Here is a 21755-nt window from a genome sequence, read left to right as displayed (position 1 = left end):
AAAATCCTTCACAAGAGAAAGGTGCTGAGGTCGGCCAGGGGGAAGGTGGTCAAGCCAGGAATGACCTAGCGCAGGCTTGGCTTTGCGTCATCGTCTTCACCCCGTGCCGGACAGATATCACGCTGGTGCGGGCCCCGTGGTGATCGACGACTGGGCGCTTTTTAGCGTGAGAAGCCTCAATTGTCTGTCTATAATCCGCGCATGTTGAATCCAACCGAAATCCGCCCAATTCTCAAACAGTGGGTCGCGAAAGCGATGTGCCATGAAGAGAGTGACGTCTTCATCGAGGAACTGTGCTTCATCGATAAGGCCAGACGCGCCGACCTCGTTCATGCCAATGGAAAGCTAACCGCTTTCGAAATCAAATCTCATGCTGACACCTTGGCACGCTGGGAAGGCCAGCAGCAGGCCTATATGGCGTGCTTTGACGAAGTCTGGCTATGTTGCCATTCCAAGCACTTGGTGAAGGCTCTTGAGTCGTGTCTTCCGCATGTTGGCGTACTCGTCGTCGATGACTATTCCGGCATGGCGATGATTCGAAAGGCCAAGCCCAACAAGCTCCAGGATAAATTTCACCTTACGGGATTCTTGTGGCGTAGCGAGTTGGACGCACTCGCGAGCCAGAATGGGGTGCCAACGAAAAGTCGTGACCTCATAAAAGAGGTGCGTCGCCAGCTATGCGACGCCCTCCCCATGAGCGTGATCAGATCACATGTACTAGCAAGCTTGAAACAACGCTATCGCTCGCTAGAGTAAGTCGTCGGCATCAAAATCATCGAAGCTGTTATCCGTAGCTACGATGGACTCGATCATGGCGCAGATATGCTGATTAATTCTGTACCCATTCCATGTACCGTTGTTTCCGTAGCCGGTGGATGTGGCGACAATTCTGCTGTACTCACGAGTGGCCCAGCAAAAATCATCACCGTGGTAACCCGGCAGCCCTCTGATTTCTTGGGCGATTTCAATGTATCGCACAAATTCCTTATCCGAACCTTTGCGTCGTTGCCACCATTCCGTTGGCGTGTAGTAGCAGGCAAAAGGAAGCACAGGCATCCCTCGTATGTATTCCATCGAGGCGGTTGGATTGGTGGCGGCGTAATCCCCGTAGACAATATCCGAAGCTATGCCACTAGTATCGACCCTTGCTTGCCACGCAACGTCGTAACAGGCGGAGGAACGGGAGGTATTTGAGGCAGGCTTATCGATAGGGAAGGAGGTGCTCATTAGAACCAAATTCCGTATCTGATAGCTGTTGAGTTGACGCAGGGATACATTGAAATCCGACCCTGAGGCAGTATTGGCCGGAGCTGTGGCGCCGAAGTCCAAAATCACCGTCGCGGTGTCCGGGCTTTCAAGAGCATCCAGGATCGATAGCAATCTGCTCCATGAAGTCGCAGTGGGGTTCTCTGGGCAGGTGACCCTGATGGCTATATGGGGGAAATCGCCCTGAAGAGCGAGAGCACTTTGGATGACTGCTCGTTGGGGGTCGTCATCAACCCAGGAAACCACTGGTATAACGTTCTGGTTGATGCCGGCCACATCGGAGAAGAAGCGACGTTTGTTCTCAAACGCGCCATGAGGATTGTGCAGGGCATTGGTAGTAATAAAGGCTTCAGTAACGTCCTTCGTTACTCTTGAAACGTCCAAGAAGAAAGGATGTTCAGTCCAGTTCGTCAGGAATGTTTGTAGGTGTCTGTCCTCGTCACCTCGCATGTCCAGCAATGGCGCAACCACGTCCCGCCTGAAGTCTTCCAGATTTATCAAAGCCTTAACATCGTTCTGACCAACTCGTAAACAAGCCACGTATTGCATCTTGCACTCCTTGCATGCTGTGAAAAACGGCTTCGCCGTGATGCTAAATGCATAGCGAGTTGAGGGCCCCGGCGTTCAGCGAGCGTCGACATGCGGAACATATCTGTGCGTGCTGCACTGCCACTGGCCGACGTCATGCTCCCAGCGAGACGGCAGATTGAGATTGTTACGATAGCACTTGGCTATTCGATAAAAGCCTTGAAGCGTTGTTTTTTTAGGATGCGCTGTATGCCTATGTCCGACTACTCGGTGCATTACTCATATTGGAGCTCACCAAATAGTCCGATCATGAGATCACCGTCCAGGATCTCAAAAGGGAGGGTGACGTAATGGTCAGGATGCCGTGGTAGTGCCTTCCCGTCGTGTGCGGAGTTCTTGGTGTGACCTTGAACACGCTCTCCGTTTTCTTTGATGTACGGAAGCACCACTATCCGATCGTGGTTCTTGGATATCCACGTCCGCATGTTGCATGGATGTGAGTTGTCTGCAGAAATCGGTGAGGACAGGATTGGTTTGAGGTCGGACGAAACGCTGGCACTCATCCACGATCTCGAGGGTTCCCAGATCTATCACCACTAGGCCAATTTCGATCGTTTTCATCTGATCGGATAAGACTGAAAGCGGTCTTAGATGTCACCTCGGCGCAGGTCGCCTCAAGATCAACGGATCAAATAGAGCCAGCCGTATGGCACGAGGTCTTTTGGATAAATAGAAGGCGAATATACGTTTCTGAATGTTCATAGGATGTCCAAATGAGCAGATCATTTTCGCCGCGCGCCCCACGCAAAAAACGATTGCATCGATAGTGCTGCATCTGCCGCTGCATCCGGGGCCAACAAGCAGCCGATGCACACCGAGGGTATCCACGTTAGGGGCTGAATTAATCGAAGGATTGCGTCCCAAAAAATTCGACCTCTTGCCATCGTTTTGGGCCTCCCGATCCTACGTTACGTCAGTATGCTACAGATCATGATTTTGCTTTTTTACTCACTATTGAGGAAGAAAAGCTAACCTCTAATATCGTCTCTCTAGTTTGGTTTCTAGTGTTAGTTAGTTCGACATGTTAGTTTTGATTTTGATTGTTCTGCTAGTTTTGGTGCTAGTTGTAACTCTTACTGCGGGGTTAGTTTGAATGCTAGCCGTAAATTGGTTTAAATTTGTCTTTTTTAGTGTATGTCAATTTAGCGGTAATGTCGCGCTGGGCTCGGCTGCGTAATCTTAAGGTGTGCTCACGCCCAAATAAAAAGTGTTGAGAAAGATTTTTTTATTCGCTAGGATTTTCGCTTGTTGAATGATGGTTCCGAAATTTAAGAAATTAAAAATTCATCAGCGGGAGAAGTTTGTGCTGGAATATGAATGTCCTGTCGGTGATTTGCTTGTCAAGAAAATACCCTTCTTTCCTTTGATGCAACCAGTGCGCAAAGGCAGCGGGTCGCAGTCCGCAGCACAAGACAGTGAGGAAATATTCAGCGGTCATATTACGCTTGAGGAATATCAGGTGAATCAAGCGTTTGAACCGTTGCATGAATGCCACAACAGTGACTGTAATCATTTTCCTGCCTTAGTGCATGAGGACGGTTCTCCATGGGTATTGGGAAATTTATACATTATGAGCCTAGCTAAGAAATATCCACAGCCTCATGACAACACACTTTATAAAACCGCTCAGGCACTCAAAGACCTCTGGGAAGTACTGAGGGCGGAAGGGATAGGAATGTTCGATTTTCCGACGCGCACAGCGAAGAGATCTACGTATGCTTACAGAAATCATTGGAAGCGAGTTGTCGATGAGGATCCAGACGCAGAGGGTGGTGCAAATGAAAAGATCTCAAAAATAACGAGTTTCTATGAATGGGCGGAGCGCGAAGAATATTTCAAGCCAGAACGTCCCATGTGGATTGCTTCTGAGGCGCGAATTGTATTTACGAACAGTTATGGCCGTGAGGGCATAAAAATAGTTCGCAAAACAGACCTTGCTGTGAAAAGTTCGGCTGCGAGTTCTCGCCGTAAATTGCAACCGTATGATGAGAGCAGCCAGATCGCAATTGAGCAAGCATTAGAGGCAATTGACAATACTGAAATGAGTTTAGCGTTCTTTATGTCGCTTACTACTTCAGCTCGAAAACAAACCGTGTTGACTATGAAGCGATCTGCCTTTGACTCTTATACGAGCCAAGATCCCTTCGTGGTGCGTGTTGGCTTAAGATCTACTGCCGATACGAAAAAACAAAAGCGATTCGATATTTACATACCAGGCTGGCTTTCTAAACAAATTGTCGTATATATGAAATCGGCGCGTTATCTGACTCGTCTAAATCGCATGGCTCCTTCAAGCGACCAAGACTACGTGTTCATTACAAAAGACGGCCAGCCTTATTACGCCAGAAAAAATGATCCTCACCGTAATAGCTATCAAGCAGTTCCGGTCGGAAAGGCCGTTGATGCTTTCATTCGGCAGCAATTGAATCCTCGTCTACGCGATATGGGGTATCAAGTGCGCGTACGCTTCCACAATTTACGATCAACGTACGCCAATAACTTAGTTCGAGGCAATTTGGCGCGCGTAAATGCGGGTGATATGTTGATGAGTTCATTAGTAACTCTTGTAATGGAAAGGCTTGGACAGTCCTCGCACAAGGATGCGGAAAAGTATATTGGTGACATACAAATGGAAGAGCTTGCCTATGTGGCTCAGGAAAGGATAGAGGCTAGATTACAGGCTGTACTTGAGAACAGCGCACTTGGTGATATCTTAAATGACAACTCAGACAATGCAGCTATTTCACCCACGAATCTATGATCTAAAGCTCAAAGAAAATTTTGGAATTTATTTTGATGAAGACTATAAGTTTACCCATCAACTTGAATTGCACATCCTTGACTATGCTCGACTTCGGAAAATGCCCATAGGCTATTTAGCGTATTCATGTCGAGCGAGTAAGCGTCCGTTCACGAGGCGCTGGATCGCACCTTTATCACTCCGAATTTCCAGACTTGAGCCTTTGAGATTACTCGCGTGCTCGCTTTCTTATAAAAGTGCCTATGAATTAGCGGCGTCCGGTATTATTGAAATTTATTCGATGTTTGCAGGCTTTATTCAGTTCTGCGATATTAATGAGTGCGAAAATGTCCTTGATAGCCCTGAAAACTATCATAGAGCGTTAGTGAAATATTCATACAAGTTAGACTTTGAAGTTGCCGCGACTGGTCGAGGTAATAGGGCTAATCGGAAACTTGTAGTTGTTATGTCTGTTGGCTACGAAATTTTTCCTGATGCGTCGTTAAATTTCAGAATTGGAGTGAAATTTCCTGGCTATAGTAAAGATGAGCAGGAAAATACGCGTGTCCCAGACGAGGAAAAATTATTTCCTTTATATCGCGTTGTTGATGCGATATTCAAGGAGGTTCTAAATTTCTTGACAGGTTCCAGAAAAGAACCAAAGGTTGTAGAGAAGCACCAAGAGCGTTATTGGTTCATACCAACTTACTACCCTCTGATCTCTGAAACGGCGATTTTTGAGAATCAAAAAAAGAACTCTCGGGGGGTTATTCTCACCGTGATTAGAACTCATGCATTAAAGCTTATAGAAGACAGCGCTGGTCGGATGAACAGATCCGAGGCAATAGCAATTGTCGTTGAGCGCCTGCTATCTGGCGAGTCTCTAAGAAATGAGGATGTCACAAACAGGTCAGAATTTCTAGGATTACCACTAACGTTTGCTGATCTCGACTTGCATCGCTTGGCGATCCTTGCGCATGATTGTTTCCTATTTATTTTTGTTTTAAATACCAATGCAAACTTATCAGTAGCAGCGAACATATTATGGGACGACGCTTTAAGTGTTGAAGTTGAAGTACAAAGACTGAGATCTATCAAGCGACGTGCTAAAAATAAGGCAGTCGATGTAGTCTTCGGTGTTCGATTTCTAAAACGATTGCGTGATTACTTTGAACTTAGGCAATTTTTGCCCTGCGTTGAAGGATTTAAGTACCTTTTTGGAACATTTGACCCAAACGGCACTCCTTTGCAGGTGGGGGATAACCCTGCGGGGAAGCTATTGAAGACACTGCGAAGGGTGGTAAATCCCACCTTGCAAGGTGTCGGTTATCGTGAGCTTCGTGTTTATCACCACCATTCCAAAAGTGCTGAGCATGGCTTATCTATCGCTGCTTACTCAGCGCAGCATACGGAAGCCACTGCAATACAGAGTTATACCGCAGGTAACGAGGATGTGGTCATTTCCGAGGGGGTGATGTACTTCTCGGGTCTCGGTAAAGCCGTCGAAGAGCATTTGGACACTCAAGCAGGAGGTTGCACGGGTGACTTGATCAATGCAGCGCAGATCAATAGTCGGGCCGGAGTCATTCCGGACTGTAAGAATTTTATAGGCTGTCTGTTTTGTGAGCATTACATTTTGCATCTTGATTTAATCGATGCTGCAAAGCTGATCAGTATGGAATATCTGATTGCCCAACTTGAAGCAATTCAACAAGATTCCTTTGAGTTTGAGATGATCTATGGCCCGACGTTGGCAAGGATCACGTGGCTGCTTGGCATGCTTCAGAGATCTAACGATGTGCTAATGCTCGAGGTTCCCAAGTTACGCAATGCTGTTTATCGAGATGAAGCATTGACACATTATTGGCAGGCGAAACTTAATGTTTTGGTTGAAATAGGGGCTCTTTAATGGCGAGACTCAGCTTGGTTGAGTATTTAGATATTACAGCTTCACCTTGGCGAGCCGATAGTGCTAGTTGGTATATGCCAGATGATGATTATGTAGTCGCGATAAGCCCTGGCGGGGAAAAAGTCATATTCAGTGATAATAAATGGTGTTTTTTCAGTCGCGGAGTTGCAGCAAACAAAAGTAATCATATCGCTTTGGCCTACAAAAATGAGCCCGATAGCCCACTAGCAATGAGCAATCTTAAGCAATCTAAAAGCATCTTACTGGCTTTGGATCGCCACGCTTACAAATCACCGGGTGAGCCACTCGGAATTGCCTCAATGAACCGCTACAACCTTGCGCTTCAGCACGTTAGACGTGCTTGTCTTGAGAGTCGATCTAGCTTGTTTGAAGTGCTCTCTGATTCCGATAAGCTGGCGGAGGCGTATGAGTTATATTATAAAAACGCTCCGGCAAGCTCATCTGGGTTGTACGATTTGGTGGTTAAGTTGAGCTCAATGCCTATTCGTTATGTCGGGTTCCGGCCCGGGTTAATTCCATTTGTGATGGAGCGCTCCCCGAGCGGCGATGCTGCTCGTGAATTTCATCAGACAGAGATTATTCCTACGGCAATTTACTTGGATTTGCTGCTCAAGTATAAGGAAGTTGTTAAAGACTACTTGGCCGCCAAAGAGAAGCTTCTACAACTCACTTTAAGTATTTGCGCAAATGAGCACTATGCTCGCGATGGTAAAAGGCATCGTGGTAAGTCGGTAACCTTCGAAGAGGCGCTTGAGGCGGTTGGTTTGGTGGAGTATGCCAAGAAGTATTCCGTTACCTCGGTGATTGAACTCCAGCGTCATTTTGGATCTGTGTATTACGCCTCCATCATGCTTATCTATGCTTTCACAGGTATGAGGAAATCCGAAGCCTATAGTCTTACATTGACATCCCTCAAGCACAAAATGAACGGTGGCGTAGTTGTCGCTCGAGGGCTTTATGGGTTTACTACTAAATTTCGCGGGGTCAGGAAGCGCGTAATTTGGTATACGTCAGTTGATGTTGAGGCTCCTTTTGAGGCTGCTTCATATATCTGCAAAAATATAATGAAATGTAATAATGTCGACGTGGAACGACAATATCTTTTTGTTTCAACTAGCTACTTTCCATTCTCGAGTTCACGTGCGAAATTATCTACTCTAACCTCAAATTCACCAATATGTGGTAACTATGAGCCGTCCAAGTATCAAATGCATTTTTCACCCGTTGCAATTCGAGAAGATCATATAGATGAGCTCAGAACCCTGAATCCTTTCAGAGTCTGGGAGTCAGAAGATGATTTTCAATTGGGCAGCCAGTGGCCACTTAAAATTCATCAGCTTAGACGCTCAACTGCCGTATATGCCATGGCTAGTGGTCTGGTTAGTTTGGCCGCCTTGAAGGAAATGCTTAAGCATCTGACTTTGGCTATGTCGCGTTATTACGCTAAAGGTTCTATTTACGCATTCAATATTCTTAAAAGAAACGATGGCGATAAGGATGCTTGGATTAGGCGGTATCAAGAGAGCGAGCTGTTCGTCCGCTCATTTCAATATGTAAAGGAGTTAATCATTCCTGACGAGGTGCTTAAAGGGCCGGCTGGTACATGGATTGAGCGTAATTCAAAGCCTCTTCTCAAGTCGATTGGTTATGCGGAAAGTTTGGAAGATACTTTATCAAAAATGAAGAAGGGACAAATCTTCTATCGTCCTACGCCTGTCGGAGGCTGCACGCTGAACGGCGTATGCGAGAAACGGATTTCGGTGAGTTTTATTGGATGTGATGGTTGTTCGAATTCGGCAGTCATTCAAACTAAGCTAATTAGATTGATTGCAATTCAGGAAAAGGTTGTTCAGCGTCTGGAGAGCCGGGCCGAGTTTCAATTCGAAAACAATACGTTAAATGAACTCAAAGAGTTCGCTGATAAGTTGAGGGTGGCGTGATGGCAGAGGCGGGTTTGGTAAAGTTGTGGGCAGCACTGTGGCGTATTTTAGCTGGTGAACCTTTAACCGTCAGTCGGGATGATTATCTTTCATATGACCTTGTCTGTTTGGAGGCTGGTTTCAAACGAGGATACCTGAAGGCAAATAGGAAGCAACATGAGGAGATTCGGGCTCGCATAAGTGAAAACATGGCGGTGTGCGCAGCGAAGCCAAAAAAAGCAACCCAATATTCATTAAGGGAAGTAAGCCGTAAGAAAAATGAAGAAATCAAAGAGTGGAAGAAGAAATATGAGTCAGCGCTGAATAGAGAGATATTGTTGATAGACTATATAAGTAAGCTTGAGCAGCAATTAGAACTCAGAAAAAAACCGCGTCTAATCTACTCAAATTCCCCGTCATGATCGGATTGCCCTAAATTCACGGAAGGTTGCCCGTCCATTCCGCCTTCGAAGGATTGCCGCTAAGCAGAATGCTGTGCCATTGAAGAGCGAAGGTTTGTTACGAATAGGTCGAGTTGAACCGGCGTGCAATTGCAGCCGCCAGTAGATGCGCTGTGTGAATCGGTGCTGATCCAAGTCCGTAAATGCTTGCGTTAGGCGCCAACAAAACACACTTGGTCTTGGCTGGGCTATCGCACCACGCTGTTTTCAGCACCCAAGGAGCTGCGGTATGACTTCAGCCCAAGTCTTGCCGGCGATCAAACCTCTCCACCAATCCTGAGTATGTCGGCCCAACTACGTTAAAGCAGGTCACCCATTCTCACGCCGCAGTTGCATGGGGCCATATGCCCCTGGTTTCATATGAAACTTTCTCATGGCTTCTGAGTCGGTCACGAGATGATCAAGTGCGTTGCACTCATCGTACATAACGTCCCAGTGACGCAGCACGTTGGCGCGTATTCGAGAAAGTGCGCGTACCCTGGTGGTATCATCCAAGAGAAGGTCTGGCAGTTTAAAACGCCGAAATGCCTGGCTTGTCGAGAGGCTAGTCTTGCGGATCTTCCTGTTGTAGGTCGCGGCCCGCAGTGATCCTGGAAGCATGAATTTTCCGCGCTCTTTCCCGCACTCTTTTCTAATGGATTTGATGCAGAATTGGAATTCGCGGTCGCTCAAACCCTCAGAGAGCGGGTACTCCACTCCCCAGTGCAGCAGCATGTCATCAATCAGTTGGCGGCCTGAGGTCTCAATGCGCTCGCTAAGCTGTTCGGCAGGCAAGCCGATTTCGTTGGTGTATCCATAAAGCATGAGTATGAAGTAGAACACCACTACGTGGCGTGACATACCTCTGCACAAATCGTTGCAGAGTGCGTCCCCCAACCATTTGTTAATGACGAAGTCATTGATTACGTTGGCCAGCATTGCAAGGTTGAGACTCGACATGTCCAGCGCTAGGTGGCAAAGCGTGGCAGCGAGCTTGAGTCTGTGGCGAACTGTGAGGTTCGGGAAGTGAATGGCGATGAGGATGTGGGCGATGTTGTATTCAAGTCTGCCGCTGTCTTCAAGCAAGTTCTTGAACTTGGCATCGATTCTGCTTTCTTGGAAACGGTCGAGACCACCCAACCTGCAGGCCACCCATTTGTACTCTCCCTCGTATTCACTCGCAATGGCATTGGCTTCGAGCACTGAAAGCATGCTGAAGGCCGTTTCCGCAATCAATTCCCCACCTTTGTACAACAATACGATGACTAGCGAGCCATAGGTTTCGCAATGGTGCAGGCGGTGTTTTGTTACCAAATTTTCCAGCTTGGCTTGGTGATGAACTTGGTTGAATACCTCATGCATCATGATCTCGGTGATGTTTAGCATGACGACTGAGGCCGCCGATTTTCCCTGAGCCGAAAGCTTCGGTAGCGCGGCAGTCCGGCGATAGAGAAATTCTGTGCCCCATACCGTAGTTGTCAAGTCAAGGTAGTGCGTGTACTCATGGATGCACAGGTTGTAGGCATCCTTTTCGGATGGCGTGAGTTTGTTTTTTCTGAGGCCAGGCTTGAGTGCGGATCGGATCAGTTTCCTATCTTGAGCGGAATAGGCATTTAGAAGGATGACGCTCGTGGTGTAGTCAAGACTTCCCAGTTCATCAGGCGAGCACAGCGTGAACTTTTTTCCCGGCGTGACTTTCATTATGTCTCATGTGCTCGTGATGGAAGGCAAGGGCGATTGTATCAGTTGCTGCCTGGCCTTGATGATGTTCGGGTCGTGGCCAAACTGCATCTTCCTAGCTCAGAATCTCCAAGAACGGTTTTTTGTCGACGATCGCTGCTTGAGACTTGATTCTCAGTAGCTCGACCAGATCACCCTGACGCTGTAGCACGCTCACTACTTCCTCCAAAGAGCAAAGGAAGTTGGTTCTGTGATTGAGGAACTCCGCACACTGGGAGATCACCGACTGGGTGAACCTGCTATTGGAGATGAAAATGCCCGACGCGTTGGCCCGGTTCATCACCCTGACCAGGTGCGACCCGAAATCACCCACTCCCACGGGGTCTTTGAGCCACTTCATTTCGACCAGGTGGATCGTGCCCGAGAGCTCGATGACTCCGTCGATCTGCTCCAACACGATCGTGCTGTCCGCGGTTCTGCGTACGAAGTTCTCCCTCACATGAATGTCGTAGGCTCGAAATAGATCATTGAGCACACCTTCCAGAAGTCGACCCCGTTCCTGAGGCTGGTCGTCCATGCCGAAGAGGGCGAACAGGCGGTTCTTGACGTCGTCGGCCTTTCTGCGCTTTCGTGCAGCCCTCTGCTGTGCTTCACGGTGAGCCGCCTGCGCTTGGTCACGTTCAGCTTCTCGCTCTTGCTGCATGCGGGTGAACGCATCTTTCTTGTTCACCGCTTCACGGACGCTTGCCACTAGCCCCTTCGCTTCGAGGCGATCGTCTTCCCAGCAGGACTCAAAATCCTCAAATTCGACGACCCTACGGATCACTCCGCGACGTGGGCCTAATCCGCTATCTCCACGCATGTTCAAGCGTGTCAGCACCGTGCGCACGATCTCGTACTTGGTGATCGAACCAGGAGAGGTAAGCAGGGTCGCGTTGACGCCCGCCAAATCTTCTATATCGACCCCGGCACCTTGAAGAAACAGGATGACGGACTTCTTGGATTTGACCAGTCGAGGGATGGTCTTGATCAGCAGTTCAAGGAGGTCTGCCGGGTAGTGAAATTGCTCAGCCATGAAAGCCCTCGCTTACCGTAACCTTTCCGATGGCTCACGCAGGAGGAGCCCGTTGCGCTTGCCATCATGGCGCCAGATGGCCGGAAGGTACCGGCCAAGAGGCCTTGGTGTCGGCTCGCCGACACTCACTTGATCACACCTGGTCGGGCTCACGCTTCTATTTGGTGATTATTGACGCCATTCATCTCTCTGACAGGCGGGGAGATGACTGGCTGTCATTTTGTTGGAGATGGCTAGGCCTCAGAATGTGTCTGTCCGTTTGTACATATGGCGAGTTGTTCAAATGTGTCCACATATGGTGAGTAGCGTTGATGAATGATGCCTCGGGCCTGGTGACCTTCAAGTTCGCCCTGGCGGCGGCGCTGACCGGCGTGTTCTCGCTGGCGGATGCGAGCCTCACCTTTGTGCTGGTGGCCGTGGGTGGCCTGGCGGTCGGTGTGGCGTTGAGCTGGCTGGTGGGCCGCCTGCGTGCCTGGATGATCGCCCGGGGCTGGGACGACCCGGCGACGCACGTGGTGTTCATGTTGTTGCTGCCATTCGCCGCCTACGTGCTGGCGGAACGCCTTGGCGCCTCGGGCATCCTGTCGGCGGTGGCTGCGGGCATGATGCAAAGCTGGCTCGACCTGCTGCCGCGCCAGACCAGCACCCGGTTGCTCAACCGCAGCGTCTGGTCGCTGCTGGAGTTTGCGTTCAACGGCTTGATCTTCCTGCTGCTGGGCCTGCAACTGCCTGACATCATCAAGGCGGTGGTCAGTCACGAGCCGACGCTGTGGCCGACCTTGTTGTATCGCTGCCTGGACGTGATCGCGATTTTCCTGGTGCTGGTGGTGTTGCGGTTTATCTGGGTGCAAAGCATCTGGCGACTGTCGGGTTTATTGCGCCGGATTCGTGGGAAAAGTGAGCTGACGCTGGTGCCCACCGCGCGGTCCTGCTGGTTGCTGACCGTCGGTGGCGTACGCGGTGCCGTGACCCTGGCGGGTGTGATGTCGGTACCGTTACTGCTTGCGCCGGGGCAGGATTTTCCCGAGCGCGACCTGCTGATCTTCATCGCCGCCGGTGTGATCCTGCTTTCGCTCGTCGCGGCCTGCATCGCTTTGCCGCTGCTGTTACGCGGCATCGAGAAGAGCCCGGATGAGAAACGCCACAATGAAGTGCGCGAGGCCTGGAAGAAGACCGCCGTGGCTGCTATCCATGCCCTGGAAGCCGAAGAACCCGCTGAAGCTGCACCCCAGGATGCCGCCCAGGCAGCCTTGGCCACCGAGCTCAAGGCGCGGTTGATGTCGGAGTATCGTCATCAACTGGAAGTGTTCAACGATTCGACCGAAGCCCAGGCGCTGGCGTTGCAGATGGATCAACTGGAGCGCAAGTTGCGGCTCAAGGCCCTGCGGGCGCAGCGTCTGGAACTGTATAGCCTGAGCCGTCACCATCAGATTGGTGATGATGTGCTACGGGAGGTGTTGGCGGATCTGGATATGAGCGAGGCGAATCTGGGTCATATCAAATAACACCGCGGTGCTTGCTTGTGGCGAGGGAGCTTGCTCCCGCTGGGCTGCGTAGCGGCCCCAAAAAAGCGGGAGCGCTGCGCACTCCAGCGGGAGCAAGCTCCCTCGCCACATTCAGCGCAGTTATTTATTGCGGGTAATAAAGTCGCGAATCCGCGTCGCCGCTTCCACGCACTCCGCCAGCGGCGCGACCAGCGCCAGGCGCACACGCCCGGCGCCCGGGTTGACCCCGTCCACTTCCCGCGACAGGTACGAGCCCGGTACCACGGTCACGTGTTCTTCCACGAACAAGTCCCGGCAGAACGCCGCATCGTCGCCCTTCACGTTCGGCCACAGGTAGAAGCCGCCGTCCGGGTTTTGCACGTCCAGCACCGGCTTCAGGATCGTCAGCACCGCATCGAACTTTTCCCGGTACAGATCACGGTTGGCCTGCACGTGGGCTTCGTCCTGCCAGGCAGCAATGCTCGCCAGTTGGGTTTGCACCGGCATCGCGCAACCGTGGTAGGTGCGGTACAGCAGGAAGCCCTTGAGGATATCGGCGTCGCCGGCCACAAAGCCCGAACGCAGGCCCGGCAGGTTGGAGCGCTTGGACAGGCTGTGGAACACCACGCAACGCTTGAAGTCCTGGCGGCCCAGTTCCACGCAGGCGCTGAGCAGGCCTGGCGGCGGGGTTTGTTCGTCGAAGTACAGCTCGCTGTAGCACTCGTCGGCGGCGATCACGAAGTCGTATTCGTCAGCCAGGGCGATCAGCTTTTTCAGGGTGGCGACGGGAATCAGTGCACCGGTGGGGTTGCCTGGCGAGCACAGGAACAGGATCTGGCAGCGTTTCCAGATGTCCGGCGATACGGCGTCGAAATCCGGGTTGAAGCCGTTTTCATCCAGGCACGGCAGGTAATGCGGCTTGGCCCCGGCGAGGAACGCAGCCCCTTCGTAGATCTGGTAGAACGGGTTCGGGCTGACCACCAGCGCGTCGTCGCCGCGGTTGACCACGGTCTGGGTGAAGGCGAACAGCGCTTCACGGGTGCCGTTCACCGGCAGGATGTTGCGCGCCGGGTCAAGCCAGCCCTTGGGCACGCTGAAACGGCGTTCACACCAGGCGCCAATGGCTTCGCGCAGGGCGGGAATGCCCAGGGTGGTGGGATACACCGCCATCTGGTCCAGGTTGTTGGCCAGCGCCTCGGCGACAAACTGCGGGGATTTGTGCTTCGGCTCACCGATGGACAGGGCGATGGGGCGTTTGTCCGGGTTCGGCGTGACGCTGCCCAGCAGGACGCGCAATTTCTCGAACGGGTAGGGCTGCAGCTGGTTCAGGGCGTTGTTCATCGATAAATCTCGTTCAATTCATTGGAAGCTGAAAATGGGCGGTCGGTCAGATGCTCAAGCGTGACATCTCGACGCCGGTCTCCTGATTGACGCTCAGCTGCTGGACGATGGCTTCCTGCAAGCGTCGGCACAGTTCAGGGTCGGAAAGCGGCTGGTTGTCGGCATCGGTAATGAAGAACACGTCTTCCACCCGCTCGCCCAGGGTCGCAATCTTGGCGTTCTGCAACGACAGGTCGAACTCCAGGAAGATCGTGCCGATCCGTGCCAGCAGGCCCGGGCGGTCCGGCGCGCTGAGTTCCAGCACCGTCACCGGGCGCTGGGCGTCGTTGTGGATAGTCACCTCGGGGGCAAACGCAAAGTGCTTGAGCTGGCGCGGCACCCGACGCTGGATGATGGTCGGGTAGTCGTCAGGATTGCGCAGCGCGTCGGTCAGGCCTTTGCGGATCTTTTTCACCCGCTCCGGGTTGTCGCCGATGGACTCGCCTTCTGTGTCGAGCACGATGTAGGTGTCGAGGGTGAACTGGCTGCTGGAGGTGATGACCCGGGCGTCGTGAATGTTCAGGTTGAGCTGGTCCATCGCCGCCACGGTCACGGCGAAGAAGTCGTGCTGGTCGGGTGCGTAGATGAAGATCTGGGTGCCACCCTCGAACTCGCGCTGGGTGGTTTCCTTGATCAGCACCAGCGGGCCGCCATCGGCTGGCTGCTGCAGGATCGCGTCGCTGTGCCAGGCCACGTCGCCGGCGGTGTGGCGCAGGAAGTAGTCGTCCCCGAGTTGCGACCAGAGTTGCTCGACGTCGTCCGGGTCATTGCCGCCACGCACCAGAATATCCAGGGCCGCGCTTTGGGTGCGGCGGATCTGTTCTTCGCGGTCCACCGGGTTCTCCAGCCCGCGACGCAGCGCGCGCTTGGTCTCGGTGTAGAGCTGGCGCAACAGGCTGGCGCGCCAGGAGTTCCACAGCGTCGGGTTGGTGGCGTTGATGTCGGACACGGTGAGCACGTACAGGTAGTCGAGGCGGGTTTCATCGCCGACGGCCTGGGCAAAATCGTGGATCACCTGCGGGTCGGACAAGTCCTTGCGCTGGGCGGTGGTGGACATCACCAGGTGGTTCTGCACCAGCCACACGATCAGGCGGCTGTCCCACAGCGGCAACTGGTGACGCTGGCAGAACGCTTCGGCGTCCACTGCGCCAATTTCCGAGTGATCACCATGCCGGCCCTTGCCGATGTCGTGGTACAGGCCGGCGAGGTAGATCAATTCCGGCTTGGGCAGACGCGCCATGAGCTTGCTGGCCAGCGGGAATTTCTCTGACACCTGGGTGTACTGCAACTTACGCAGGTGCTTGATCAGGTTCAGGGTGTGGGCGTCCACCGTGTAGATGTGGAACAGGTCGTGCTGCATCTGCCCGACGATAAAGCCGAACTCCGGCAGGTAGCGCCCCAGGATCCCGTAGCGGTTCATGCGCCGCAGGTTGCGGTGGATGCCGATCTTGCACTTGAACAGCTCGATAAACAGACTGGTATTGCGGATGTCGTGGCGGAAATCGTCGTCGATCAGGTGACGGTTTTCCCGCAGCAGGCGAATGGTGTCGGCGCGTACGCCCTTGATTTCCGGCTGCTGGGCCATCAACACGAAGATTTCCAGCATGGCGAACGGCGTGCGTTTGAACACGTTGTCGTTGCGTGCCTCGATATAGCCATCGTGGAGCTGGAAGCGCGCGTTGATCGGCTGCGGCGGTGCTTCGTCTTCCGGGGCCAGGATCACTTCTTCGAAGTGCTGGATGATCAGGTCGCTGAGCTGGGCAATGCTCATCACCACGCGGTAGTACTGCTGCATGAAACTTTCGATGCTGGTCTTCGCGTCTTCGCCTTCAAACCCCAGCAGGGTGGCGATGGAGCGCTGGTGGTCGAACAGCAGGCGGTCTTCGGAGCGCCCGGCCAGCATGTGCAGCGCGTAGCGCACTTTCCAGAGGAATTCCTGGGAGGAGGCCAGCAGGGCGTTTTCGCTCTCCACCAGGAAGCCTTCCCCGGCCAGGGCGCGCAGGTTCAGGGTGCCGTACTGGCGACGGGCGACCCACAAAATCGTCTGGATGTCCCGCAGCCCGCCCGGGGAGCCTTTGACGTTGGGTTCCAAGTTGTATTCGGTGTCGTTGTACTTGTGGTGCCGGGCTTTCTGCTCGGCACGCTTGGCCAGGAAGAAGTCCTTGCTCGGCCACATGTGCGCGGTGCTGGTGACTTCCAGCATGCGCTGGCGCAGGCGCTCGGGGCCGGCGATGGTGCGGCTTTCCATCAGGTTGGTGATCACCGTCAGGTCGGCGCGGGCTTCCTGGGCACACTCGTCCACCGAGCGTACGCTTTGGCCGACTTCCAGGCCGATGTCCCACAACAGCGTCAGAAAACGCTCGATGGAGTCGCGAAAGATCTCGTGATCGGCGCTGTCCAGCAAGATCAGCAGGTCGATGTCGGAGTAGGGGTGCAGTTCGCCACGGCCGTAGCCGCCGACCGCCACCAGGGCGATATCGGCGTCTTCACTCCAGCTGAACTGTTCCCAGGCCTTTTGCAGGATGTTGTCGACGAACCAGGCGCGGTCCTCGATCAGCCGGCGGATATCGCGGCCGGTACGAAAGCGCCCGTCGAGCACCTCGCGGGCCTGACGAATGGCCTTCTTGAAGGCGGCGATGGGGCTGGCCTTCAGTGCCAGTTCCGCCTGGAACTGGCCACGGTCGAAGAGTTCGGGATCCACCTGGGGCATCGATCGGTTTTCCTTTCTATCTATGGGTCACAGCGTCGCTATTAGAAAACCGGTGCAAACATTACGCCGAAACGCGGGGAATCGTGTCGTCGGCACGCAGGGTGAAGATCTCGTAGCCGGTGTCGGTCACCAGCAGGGTGTGTTCCCACTGCGCCGAGAGCTTGCGGTCCTTGGTGATGGCGGTCCAGCCGTCGCCCAGCACCTTGGTGTCGGCCTTGCCCTGGTTGATCATCGGCTCGATGGTGAAGGTCATGCCTGCCTTGAGCTCCATGCCGGTGCCGGCGCGGCCGTAGTGCAGGATCTGTGGCTCTTCGTGGAACACCTTGCCGATGCCGTGGCCGCAGAACTCGCGCACCACCGAGAAGCCGTTCTTTTCAGCGTGCTTCTGGATGATTTCACCGATGTCGCCCAGGCGGCAGCCAGGCTTGACGATCTCGATGGCCTTGTACATGCATTCCTGGGTGACTTGCGACAGGCGCTCGGCCCAGACCGGCACGGTGCCGACGTGGAACATGCGGCTGGTGTCGCCGTGGTAGCCGTCCTTGATGACGGTGACGTCGATGTTCAGGGTGTCGCCGTCCTTCAGCGGCTTGTCGCCGGGAATCCCGTGGCACACCACGTGGTTGATCGAGGTGCAGATCGACTTGGGGAAACCCTTGTAGTTCAGCGGCGCAGGGATGGCCTTTTGCACGTCGACGATATAGTCGTGGCAAATGCGGTCCAGCGCTTCGGTGGTGACGCCGGGCTTGACGTGTTCGGCAATCATTTCCAGGACGTCGGCAGCCAGTTTGCCGGCAACACGCATGCCAGCGATATCTTCGGCGGTTTTGAGGGTGACGGTCATACAGGCTCTCTCTAGCGCGACGCGCTGAAATCAATACGGTTTACGGGTGTGCGACAAAAGGTTGCAGAATTCGCACAAGCCCAAAAAACGCGATTCTAGCAGACGCAAGGGTGAAACCATGAGCGTCTGGCGATCGCTTCTGTCTATAAGGATGGGGGCATTCTGGCTCTATTCAAAGGCTTAGGCAAAAGCGACTGACGGCAAATGTGATTGCGGGTTTCGTTTTTGCAAGCTCTGTGGTATAAAATGCGCCGCTTTCCGGGGATACCCCGCAAAGCTTAAATCCACACACGTGTCGACACGATGACCTGGGTGCCGGAGGCGAATGCCGCTGGTTGGTCATTGGGATACGTGGAGGCCAAACCCGACTTATTAAGGAACTATCATGTCCCAAGTCAACATGCGCGATATGCTGAAGGCCGGTGTGCACTTCGGTCACCAGACCCGTTACTGGAACCCGAAAATGGGTAAGTACATTTTCGGCGCGCGTAACAAGATCCACATCATCAACCTTGAAAAAACCCTGCCAATGTTCAACGAAGCTCTGACTTTCGTAGAGCGCCTGGCCCAGGGCAAAAACAAGATTCTGTTCGTCGGCACCAAGCGTTCCGCTGGCAAGATCGTTGCTGAAGAAGCAGCACGTTGCGGTTCGCCGTACGTCGATCACCGCTGGTTGGGCGGCATGCTGACCAACTTCAAAACCATCCGTGCTTCCATCAAGCGTCTGCGTGACCTTGAAGTGCAAGCCGAAGACGGTACTTTCGCCAAGCTGACCAAGAAAGAGGCGCTGATGCGCACTCGCGACCTGGAAAAGCTCGATCGTTCCCTGGGTGGTATCAAGGACATGGGCGGTCTGCCTGACGCACTGTTCGTTATCGACGTTGATCACGAGCGCATCGCGATCACCGAAGCCAACAAGCTGGGCATCCCGGTTATCGGCGTAGTCGATACCAACAGCAGCCCGGAAGGCGTTGACTACATCATCCCAGGCAACGATGACGCAATCCGCGCTATCCAGCTGTACATGGGTTCGATGGCTGACGCTGTAATCCGTGGTCGCAACCACGTTGCTGGCGGTACCGAGCAGTTCGTTGAAGAAGCTCCGGTAGCTGCAGCTGAGTAACTGACGCCTTGGCGTTGACTCAGTAAGCAAAAAGGGGGCTTGGCCCCCTTTTTGCCACCTCGAAAACCATTTGTCGGCAGCGCAGCTACAACATTTGTAACGTGCAGCGGCCTACAAGGGTGGTTCGGGAAGAATTGATCGCCCGTTCAATCGGGTGGAATGGTTGAAAACCTATCCAAGAGGATTTTGAAAATGGCAGAGATTACTGCAGCGTTGGTTAAAGAACTGCGTGAGCGTACCGGCGAAGGCATGATGGATTGCAAAAAGGCCTTGACCAAGGCCGGCGGCGACATCGAAAAAGCCATTGATGACATGCGTGCTTCGGGCGCCATCAAGGCTGCCAAGAAAGCAGGCAATGTCGCTGCTGAAGGCGCCATCGCAATCAAGGAAGACGGCAAATCGGCCGTTATCCTGGAAGTTAACTCGCAGACCGACTTCCTGGCCCTGCAAGACGACTTCAAGAACTTCGTCGCTGCCAGCGTTGAAAAAGCATTCGCTGACAAGCTGACCGACGCCGCTCCGCTGATCGAAGCTCAAGAAGCTGATCGTCTGGTTCTGGTGGGTAAAGTAGGCGAGAACGTTAACATTCGTCGCCTGACCCGCGTTGAAGGTGACGTTGTGGGTGCTTACCTGCACGGCAACAAGATCGGTGTTGTGGTTGCCCTGAAAGGCGGCAACGTTGAACTGGCCAAAGACATCGCTATGCACGTAGCGGCCAGCAACCCTGAATTCCTGCTGCCATCGGAAGTTTCTGCTGAAGCCATCGAACGCGAGAAAGCCGTGTTCCTGCAGCTGAACGAAGAGAAAATCAAAGGCAAGCCTGAAAACATCGTTGAAAACATGGTCAAGGGCCGTATCAGCAAGTTCCTGGCTGAGGCTTCCCTGGTTGAGCAGGCGTTCGTCAAGAACCCTGAAATCAAGGTTGGCGAACTGGCCAAGAAAGCCGGTGCTGAAATCGTTTCCTTCACCTACTACAAAGTAGGCGACGGCATCGAGAAGCCGGTCGACAACTTCGCTGAAGAAGTTGCTGCCCAGCTGGCTGCCACCAAGAAGTAAGACAGTTTTTAACTGTCGCCCAAAAGAGGCTGCCCGCTTACGCGCGCAGCCTCTTTTCAAATGGGGTGATCGATTTTTATTGGTTTCCCTTTGGAACTGGCTTACAAAGCCGTGTTCCGATGGCGCTGTGACAGCGTCAAGCTAGAGTGAACGCAGGCCGTAAACGGCTTGCCAAGAATTTTCAAAAAATACGCCGCAGGAGAGATTCGCAATGGCTCAGCAGGGCAGTGGTCATCAGGCTCGCTATAAACGCATTCTACTCAAGCTTAGCGGCGAGGCCCTGATGGGCTCGGAAGAGTTTGGGATCGATCCCAAAGTACTCGATCGCATGGCGCTGGAAGTCGGCCAACTGGTCGGTATCGGTGTCCAGGTCGGTCTGGTGATTGGCGGCGGCAACCTGTTCCGTGGCGCGGCACTCAGCGCTGCCGGCATGGATCGGGTGACAGGCGACCACATGGGCATGCTGGCCACTGTGATGAACGCCCTGGCCATGCGTGATGCGCTGGAGCGCGCCAATATCACCGCGATCGTGATGTCGGCTATTTCCATGGTTGGCGTAACGGATCACTATGATCGTCGCAAGGCCATGCGTCACCTGGATGCCAAGGAAGTCGTGATTTTTGCGGCCGGTACCGGCAACCCATTCTTTACCACCGATTCGGCAGCTTGCCTGCGTGGTATCGAGATCAACGCGGACGTGGTGCTCAAGGCCACCAAGGTTGACGGTGTCTACACTGCAGACCCATTCAAAGACCCGCATGCCGAGAAGTTCGATCATCTGACTTATGATGAAGTACTGGATCGCAAGCTGGGCGTGATGGACCTGACGGCAATTTGCTTGTGCCGCGACCACAAGATGCCGCTGCGCGTATTTAACATGAACAAGCCCGGCGCCCTGCTGAACATCGTACACGGCGGCGCGGAAGGGACTCTGATCGAGGAAATCGAACAATGATCAACGAAATCAAAAAAGACGCTCAAGAGCGCATGCAAAAATCCCTGGAATCCCTGAACCATGCGTTTGGCCAGATTCGTACCGGCAAGGCCCACCCAAGCATCCTGGGCAGCGTGATGGTGCCTTACTACGGCGCTGATACCTCGATCACCCAAGTGGCCAACATCACTGTAAAAGATTCGCGCACCCTGCAAGTCGTTGCTTTCGAGCGCAACATGCTCGGCGCCGTCGACAAGGCCATCCAGAGCGCCGGTTTGAACCTCAATCCGACCAACCTGGGCGAATTGCTGCTGATCTCCATGCCTGCCCTGACCGAAGAAACCCGCAAGGGCTTCACCAAGCAGGCGCGCAGTGCAGCAGAAGACGCACGTGTTGCCGTGCGCAACATCCGTCGTGATGCCTTGGGTGACCTGAAGAAGCTGGTCAAGGACAAGGAAATCAGCGAAGACGAAGAGCGCCGTGCCGTTGCTGATATCGACAAGCTGACTAAAGATGCCGAGGCCCAGATCACCAAGGCCACGGAAGATAAAGAAAAGGACCTGATGGCCGTATAAGGGGTCAGGAC

At 53.3% G+C, this 21755-nt stretch carries 15 protein-coding genes and 2 pseudogenes; 10 read left to right on the top strand and 7 right to left on the bottom strand.

The window, feature by feature from the left end; genetic code table 11:
• Positions 1 to 180 precede the first annotated feature (180 nt).
• Positions 181 to 756: a sce7726 family protein gene (locus HX824_RS26005; protein ID WP_177055392.1), complete on the top strand. Its 576-nt coding sequence runs from the start codon at positions 181 to 183 to the stop codon at positions 754 to 756.
• On the opposite strand, the gene HX824_RS26000 is transcribed toward HX824_RS26005, so the two are convergent.
• A complete protein-coding gene (locus HX824_RS26000; RefSeq protein WP_177055390.1) occupies positions 748 to 1815 on the bottom strand; it encodes a hypothetical protein in 1068 nt (355 codons plus the stop codon). The two genes, HX824_RS26005 and HX824_RS26000, sit on opposite strands and share 9 nt — an antisense overlap.
• Positions 1816 to 2069: 254 nt before the next feature.
• Positions 2070 to 2273 (bottom strand): annotated as a pseudogene (locus HX824_RS32695) (hypothetical protein); the annotation flags it as partial.
• 833 nt (positions 2274 to 3106) lie between these two features.
• Here HX824_RS32695 and HX824_RS25990 point away from each other — a divergent pair.
• From HX824_RS25990 to HX824_RS25975, 4 genes are read left to right on the top strand one after another with little or no spacing between them, the layout of a single operon-like run.
• Positions 3107 to 4615: a site-specific integrase gene (locus tag HX824_RS25990; protein ID WP_177055386.1), complete on the top strand. Its 1509-nt coding sequence runs from the start codon at positions 3107 to 3109 to the stop codon at positions 4613 to 4615.
• Positions 4572 to 6503: a hypothetical protein gene (locus tag HX824_RS25985; RefSeq protein WP_177055384.1), complete on the top strand. Its 1932-nt coding sequence runs from the start codon at positions 4572 to 4574 to the stop codon at positions 6501 to 6503. Before HX824_RS25990 ends, HX824_RS25985 begins: the two co-directional genes overlap by 44 nt.
• On the top strand, positions 6503 to 8464 hold the full coding sequence (locus tag HX824_RS25980; protein ID WP_177055382.1) for a hypothetical protein: 1962 nt from the start codon (positions 6503 to 6505) through the stop codon (positions 8462 to 8464). Before HX824_RS25985 ends, HX824_RS25980 begins: the two co-directional genes overlap by 1 nt.
• On the top strand, positions 8464 to 8865 hold the full coding sequence (locus HX824_RS25975) for a hypothetical protein (protein WP_177055379.1): 402 nt from the start codon (positions 8464 to 8466) through the stop codon (positions 8863 to 8865). The genes HX824_RS25980 and HX824_RS25975 overlap by 1 nt, the downstream gene beginning before the upstream one ends.
• Positions 8866 to 9213: 348 nt before the next feature.
• Here HX824_RS25975 and HX824_RS25970 read toward each other — a convergent pair whose 3' ends face one another.
• Both HX824_RS25970 and HX824_RS25965 read right to left on the bottom strand, forming a co-directional pair.
• Positions 9214 to 10584 (bottom strand): hypothetical protein, encoded by a 1371-nt coding sequence (locus HX824_RS25970; RefSeq protein WP_177055378.1) that lies wholly within the window; start codon positions 10582 to 10584, stop codon positions 9214 to 9216.
• A gap of 94 nt (positions 10585 to 10678) precedes the next feature.
• Positions 10679 to 11638 carry a restriction endonuclease gene (locus HX824_RS25965; protein WP_177055376.1) on the bottom strand — a complete coding sequence of 320 codons (960 nt, stop codon included), beginning with the start codon at positions 11636 to 11638 and terminating at the stop codon, positions 10679 to 10681.
• Positions 11639 to 11943: 305 nt separating this feature from the next.
• Between HX824_RS25965 and HX824_RS25960 the strand changes: the two are divergent.
• Positions 11944 to 13143: pseudogene (locus HX824_RS25960) on the top strand (cation:proton antiporter); the annotation flags it as partial.
• A 120-nt stretch (positions 13144 to 13263) separates the two neighbouring features.
• Here HX824_RS25960 and dapC read toward each other — a convergent pair.
• The 3 genes from dapC to map form a co-directional block, all read right to left on the bottom strand.
• Entirely contained in the window at positions 13264 to 14463 is a 1200-nt protein-coding gene (dapC, locus tag HX824_RS25955) for a succinyldiaminopimelate transaminase (RefSeq protein ID WP_177055374.1), read from the bottom strand.
• Positions 14464 to 14509: 46 nt separating this feature from the next.
• On the bottom strand, positions 14510 to 17212 hold the full coding sequence (locus HX824_RS25950; protein WP_003219334.1) for a [protein-PII] uridylyltransferase: 2703 nt from the start codon (positions 17210 to 17212) through the stop codon (positions 14510 to 14512).
• Positions 17213 to 17273: 61 nt separating this feature from the next.
• Positions 17274 to 18056 (bottom strand): type I methionyl aminopeptidase, encoded by a 783-nt coding sequence (gene map, locus HX824_RS25945; RefSeq protein ID WP_003219332.1) that lies wholly within the window; start codon positions 18054 to 18056, stop codon positions 17274 to 17276.
• 385 nt (positions 18057 to 18441) lie between these two features.
• On the opposite strand from map, the gene rpsB reads away from it, so the two are divergent.
• The 4 genes from rpsB to frr all read left to right on the top strand — a co-directional run bounded on the left by rpsB (position 18442) and on the right by frr (position 21744).
• Positions 18442 to 19179, top strand: coding sequence for a 30S ribosomal protein S2 (gene rpsB / locus HX824_RS25940; protein WP_003219330.1), 738 nt, complete (start codon positions 18442 to 18444; stop codon positions 19177 to 19179).
• A gap of 192 nt (positions 19180 to 19371) precedes the next feature.
• Entirely contained in the window at positions 19372 to 20235 is an 864-nt protein-coding gene (gene tsf, locus HX824_RS25935) for a translation elongation factor Ts (RefSeq protein ID WP_008432237.1), read from the top strand.
• Between the two features lie 211 nt (positions 20236 to 20446).
• Entirely contained in the window at positions 20447 to 21190 is a 744-nt protein-coding gene (gene pyrH / locus HX824_RS25930) for a UMP kinase (RefSeq protein WP_003219327.1), read from the top strand.
• Positions 21187 to 21744 carry a ribosome recycling factor gene (gene frr / locus HX824_RS25925; RefSeq protein ID WP_003219325.1) on the top strand — a complete coding sequence of 186 codons (558 nt, stop codon included), beginning with the start codon at positions 21187 to 21189 and terminating at the stop codon, positions 21742 to 21744. The genes pyrH and frr overlap by 4 nt, the downstream gene beginning before the upstream one ends.
• Positions 21745 to 21755 lie beyond the last annotated feature (11 nt).

This window comes from Pseudomonas sp. D4002, from assembly GCF_013385665.1.
In the GTDB taxonomy this organism is placed as follows: domain Bacteria; phylum Pseudomonadota; class Gammaproteobacteria; order Pseudomonadales; family Pseudomonadaceae; genus Aquipseudomonas.
This window is presented reverse-complemented; position numbering and strand designations above follow the sequence as displayed.

Coding starts and splice junctions, on each gene's coding strand:
- HX824_RS26000 (WP_177055390.1), bottom strand. CDS start 1,815: ATGCAATACGTGGCTTGTTTACGAGTTGGTCAGAACGATGTTAAGGCT.
- HX824_RS25990 (WP_177055386.1), top strand. CDS start 3,107: ATGATGGTTCCGAAATTTAAGAAATTAAAAATTCATCAGCGGGAGAAG.
- HX824_RS25985 (WP_177055384.1), top strand. CDS start 4,572: ATGACAACTCAGACAATGCAGCTATTTCACCCACGAATCTATGATCTA.
- HX824_RS25980 (WP_177055382.1), top strand. CDS start 6,503: ATGGCGAGACTCAGCTTGGTTGAGTATTTAGATATTACAGCTTCACCT.
- HX824_RS25975 (WP_177055379.1), top strand. CDS start 8,464: ATGGCAGAGGCGGGTTTGGTAAAGTTGTGGGCAGCACTGTGGCGTATT.
- HX824_RS25970 (WP_177055378.1), bottom strand. CDS start 10,584: ATGAAAGTCACGCCGGGAAAAAAGTTCACGCTGTGCTCGCCTGATGAA.
- HX824_RS25965 (WP_177055376.1), bottom strand. CDS start 11,638: ATGGCTGAGCAATTTCACTACCCGGCAGACCTCCTTGAACTGCTGATC.
- dapC (WP_177055374.1), bottom strand. CDS start 14,463: ATGAACAACGCCCTGAACCAGCTGCAGCCCTACCCGTTCGAGAAATTG.
- HX824_RS25950 (WP_003219334.1), bottom strand. CDS start 17,212: ATGCCCCAGGTGGATCCCGAACTCTTCGACCGTGGCCAGTTCCAGGCG.
- map (WP_003219332.1), bottom strand. CDS start 18,056: ATGACCGTCACCCTCAAAACCGCCGAAGATATCGCTGGCATGCGTGTT.
- rpsB (WP_003219330.1), top strand. CDS start 18,442: ATGTCCCAAGTCAACATGCGCGATATGCTGAAGGCCGGTGTGCACTTC.
- tsf (WP_008432237.1), top strand. CDS start 19,372: ATGGCAGAGATTACTGCAGCGTTGGTTAAAGAACTGCGTGAGCGTACC.
- pyrH (WP_003219327.1), top strand. CDS start 20,447: ATGGCTCAGCAGGGCAGTGGTCATCAGGCTCGCTATAAACGCATTCTA.
- frr (WP_003219325.1), top strand. CDS start 21,187: ATGATCAACGAAATCAAAAAAGACGCTCAAGAGCGCATGCAAAAATCC.